Below are 4,250 nucleotides of genomic sequence, written 5' to 3'. Positions count from 1 at the left end.
CACCTTAGGCGCGCGCCTTGCAGCACGAGACGTCCGCCGGCGTAGCTTTCGCAGGCAATTCCGGTTCGTAGCGGTCGTGGTGACGCACCCATTCCATCTTGTAGAAGGTGTCCCGCTCGTCGCGGCCCTTGGGTGTGAGGTCGAGCAGCCTGTACGTCCCCATCATTACCTCCACGCCACGTCCATAGGTCGAATAGGTGTGAAAGACATCGCCCGCATCGTCCTTCCAGAACACGCTGATTCCGGGCCATTCCTCGAACGCATAAGGCCAGGTGCCGTAATTGTAGGGAAGCTCACCTTTGGCCACTTCTTCCGGTGTGAAGCTCACGCGGAAATCATAATTGAAGCTGCTGCCGTGCGAGGACAGCCACTTGAACTGCCAGCCCATGCGTCGGCGAAAACGCTCGATCTCGGCGAACGGCGCGCGCGAGATGGCCACGAACGTGACGTCGCGATGCGCGAGATGCACGGTGATGCCGTCGGTGTGGTCGGCCATGAAAGAGCAACTCGGGCAACCCTGCTCCGCGCCCGGCGTGAGCATGAAGTGCTGCACCATGAGCTGGCGGCGGCCGTTGAACAGACCGGCAAGCGTCTGCCGGCCGTCGGGCCCGTCGAAGGTGTACGCCTTGTCGACGCGGACCCAGGGAAGCTGCCGGCGCAATTGAGCGACCTGATCGCTGCGCCGCGTCAGGTCCTTCTCGGCGGCAAGCAGATCGCGTCGCGCCTCAAGCCAAGCATCCCATGTCGCAGTTTTGTGGGTTGTCATTTTATGTCTCCTTCGATAGCCGTTGTCTGCCCGCCACTAACCGACGGGAGACGCACCATGATCATCATCGGGCCAAGTCAGGCCGCTTGCCGGAAGTCGCTGAGGTGGGCCTGCAGCGCGCGTTTGAAAGCAGGCCGGGCTGTGCAGCGGTCGATATAGGCGGCGAGGCGTGGATTGCGCTTTGCGACCTCTGAATGGAACCGCAGCACCGTTGCCATCATCAGGTCGCCAGCGGTGAAGCGCTCACCATCGAGGAAAGGCTTGTCGCCAAGTCTTTTCGCCACGGCATCGAGTTTCTTGTTCATGAATTCGACGGCGCCCGGCCGGCGCAGCTTCGCCCATTCCTGGTCCGCGTAAGGAACGTCGATGAGGAATAGATTCACGACGGACGGCTCAACGGAATTGAGCGCTGCGAACAGCCACTGGACAGCGCGGGCGCGCGCTGCCGGGTTTTTCGGCAGGAGCGCCTCGGAACGCTCCCCGATATGAAGAACGATCGCGCCCGATTCGAACAGGACGAGCCCGTCTTCTTCGAAGATCGGAACCTGCCCGAACGGCTGCAATAGATGGTAGTCAGGTTTATCCTGATCTCCCTGTTCGAGCAGGCGGACGTTGTAGGAAAGGCCGGCTTCCTCGAGCGCCCAGCGCACGCGCACGTCGCGCACCAGACCCTTGGCGAAATCCGGAACTTGGCTGAAGGCGGAAATGGTTATCATAGGGATTACTCCTTTTCATTTGATCGAGTGCAAGTATGTTTCTTCTTGAAGGGCGCTGATCCTGCCGGCGTTCATCTGTCACGAGGAATACTTAGGGCACGCCATCGAAAGGTGAGAGTGACAAGTGTGTCGGGATTTTGAATGGACTCCCTGATTACAGCGGCGGCCCGCGCGCTCGCATTGGGCGACGCCCTTGGCGCGCTGAACCACATCGCCTTGCGCAACGATGCGCCGGCGCTGGCGCTGCGCGGCATAGCGATGGCGCAACTCGGCGACCTCGACCGCGCCAAGATGCTGCTGCGGCGAGCGGCCCGCGCCTTCGGCCCGAGAGAGGCTGTGGCTCGCGCGAGATGCGTTGTCGCCGAGGCCGAGATTGCGCTCGTCTCCCGCGATCTCAATTGGCCCGTCAGGGCGCTCGAGGCCGCGCAGGTGGTGCTTGAAAAGCACGGCGACCGCACAAACGCCGCCCACGCGCGCTATCTTGCGATCCGCCGCCTGCTGCTGATCGGTCGGCTCGATGCGGCGGAACGCTTGCTGGCCGGCTTCGATTCCGCGCCGCTGCTGCCCGCGTCGCGAGCGGGCCATGAACTGGTCATCGGCGGGATCGCAATACGGCGCCTGCAGATCAAGGCGGCACGCGCAGCCTTGGCACTGGCCGGACACGCCGCCCATCAGGCCCGCATCCCTTCGCTCACGACTGAAGTCGAAGGCGCGGCGTGCATCCTCGACACGCCGGCGGCGCGGCTCATTGCGCGCGGCAATGAGCGCCTTCTCCGGCTCGATGAAATCGAATCTTTGCTGGCGTCGAAGGCGCTCGTCGTCGATGCCTGCCGGCGCGCGGTCTGCCACGCCGGCGGATTAATTTTGCTCGAAACACGCCCGGTTCTATTCGCATTGGCCCGCGCACTAGCCGAAGCGTGGCCGGATGACGCGCCACGATCCACGCTGCTCGCGCGTGCGTTCCGCGCCAAACATGCCGATGAATCGCATCGCGCGCGACTGCGCGTCGAAATCGGGCGTCTGCGCAAGGCGCTGGTGACAGTTGCCGGGATCGACGCGACCGAGGATGGCTTTGCGCTCGTGCCGGTCCGCGCCCGCGACGTGGTCGTGCTCGCCCCGCCGACAGATGAAGCGCATGCGACGGTGCTCGCTTTGCTTGCGGACGGCGAAGCGTGGTCAAGTTCGGCGCTGGCTTTGGCGCTCGGCGCAAGCACGCGCACCGTGCAACGCGCACTCGACGATCTGACGGCGGACGGCAAGGTACAGGCGGTCGGGCAAGGCCGCGCGCGTCGCTGGATGGCGCCGCCGGTGCCAGGTTTCCCGACAACCTTGTTACTCCCGGCCGGGCTGTCCGGTGGTTAGTTTGAGCGCACCAACCGAACAGCCGAGAGGATCACGTTATGAAACGAACAGCGGCAAACATCGTCCGCGAATACGGCCCCTTTCCGGATGTCACCGACGTGCATGGCGTAAGCTATGACGGTGCCAATGTCTGGATCGCGACCGGCGAAACGCTGAACGCTGTCGACCCGGATAGTGGCAAGATGGTGCGCGCAATCAAAGTTCCGGCGCATGCCGGCACTGCTTTCGACGGCCAACATCTGTTCCAAATCGCCGGCGACCGAATTCAGAAGGTCGATCCGCAAACCGGCGACGTTGTCGCGACCGTCCCGACGCCCGATGGCGGCGCCTCCGGAATGGCCTGGGCGGAAGGAACACTCTGGGTCGCCCAGTACCGCAACCGCAAGATCCATCAGGTCGATCCGCAAACCGGCGCGATTCTTCGCACCATCGAGTCGAACCGCTTCGTCACCGGCGTCACCTGGGTCGGTGACGAACTCTGGCACGGCACCTGGGAAGCCGACCAAAGCGAACTGCGCCACATCGACTCAAAAACAGGCGAAGTTCTGGAGCAGCTCGATATGCCGGCCGGCATCGCCGTGTCGGGTCTCGAGTCGAACGGCAGCGATATGTTCTTCTGCGGCGGCGGCAACAGTGGCAAGCTGAGAGCCGTTCGCCGGCCCAACCGAGAGTCCAGAGTAGCGTGAGGACTATTGATTACTATCGCTGGGGCAACATCATTTTTCGTACGCTGCCCTATCCGGTTTTATTCCACAAGACGCCCCTCACTCCCACTCGATCATTTTGAGCCATGGTAACGCGTCGATCTAACGACGCAAATCTTTCTGCACACGACTAAGAACCGTCCCACCGATCCGTCAGAAGTTTTCGCTGCTGATTTCAAAAGGAAATTTCGGCGATCTAGAATTTTCCCGGTTTCATCTATTGGTACCGATCGGTCGATTTTTGAAAGTCTCCCGCCGGAGCGGCGTCAATGGCCCGTCGGAGGAAGACCGTCATGGGTGCTTCAGAGACGCAGTCGAGACTGACTCAACTGTCGCCGATGGCAGAACACCCAGTTCCATCAGGCGCCACGATCCGCGCCCAAATATCGCGAGAACGATCACCCTCATATCAGAATCCCCGAACAGCCAAACCCAGGAAAAGCCGCGGACGCGGCAGGTGCACCGCCGATTTAATAATAGTAGCGAGGGATAGGACCGTTGTGCGGCGTGGCGCGATCGCTGAGGTCGAACACAATCTCGTCCACGTAACACCATCCCCAGCCTTCGGGTGGGTCATAGCCTTCGATGATCGGATGGCGCGTATTGTGAAAGTGCTTCGTGGCGTGGCGGTTCGGCGAGTCGTCGCAACAGCCAACATGGCCGCAGGTTCGGCATAGGCGTAGATGGACCCACGGCGAACCT

Annotated in this window: 5 protein-coding genes; 2 read left to right on the top strand and 3 right to left on the bottom strand. The window is 62.1% G+C overall.

Features of this window, described 5'->3' with window-relative positions:
- Window positions 1-4: 4 nt before the first annotated feature.
- Together VNX23_RS01635 and VNX23_RS01630 are read right to left on the bottom strand one after the other, a co-directional pair.
- Window positions 5-766, bottom strand: a complete 762-nt coding sequence (locus VNX23_RS01635) for a thioredoxin family protein (RefSeq protein WP_325627308.1) — start codon at window positions 764-766, stop codon at window positions 5-7.
- A gap of 77 nt (window positions 767-843) precedes the next feature.
- Window positions 844-1,482, bottom strand: a complete 639-nt coding sequence (locus tag VNX23_RS01630; RefSeq protein WP_325627306.1) for a glutathione S-transferase family protein — start codon at window positions 1,480-1,482, stop codon at window positions 844-846.
- A 141-nt stretch (window positions 1,483-1,623) separates the two neighbouring features.
- Here VNX23_RS01630 and VNX23_RS01625 point away from each other — a divergent pair, with 141 nt between their 5' ends.
- The gene (locus VNX23_RS01625; protein ID WP_325627304.1) at window positions 1,624-2,844 is read left to right on the top strand and encodes an HTH domain-containing protein; all 1,221 of its coding nucleotides are present in this window, start codon (window positions 1,624-1,626) and stop codon (window positions 2,842-2,844) included.
- 38 nt (window positions 2,845-2,882) lie between these two features.
- Complete coding sequence (locus VNX23_RS01620; RefSeq protein ID WP_325627302.1) at window positions 2,883-3,530, top strand: glutamine cyclotransferase; 648 nt, start codon at window positions 2,883-2,885, stop codon at window positions 3,528-3,530.
- A gap of 488 nt (window positions 3,531-4,018) precedes the next feature.
- Here the strand turns inward: VNX23_RS01620 and VNX23_RS01615 are convergent.
- A partial coding sequence (locus tag VNX23_RS01615) for a UBP-type zinc finger domain-containing protein (RefSeq protein ID WP_325627300.1) occupies window positions 4,019-4,250 on the bottom strand: 232 nt, incomplete at its 5' end.

The organism is Bradyrhizobium sp., assembly GCF_035570375.1.
Taxonomy (GTDB): domain Bacteria; phylum Pseudomonadota; class Alphaproteobacteria; order Rhizobiales; family Xanthobacteraceae; genus Bradyrhizobium.
Note: the sequence above shows the minus strand (reverse complement) of the source record. Positions and strands in the feature narration are given on the sequence as shown.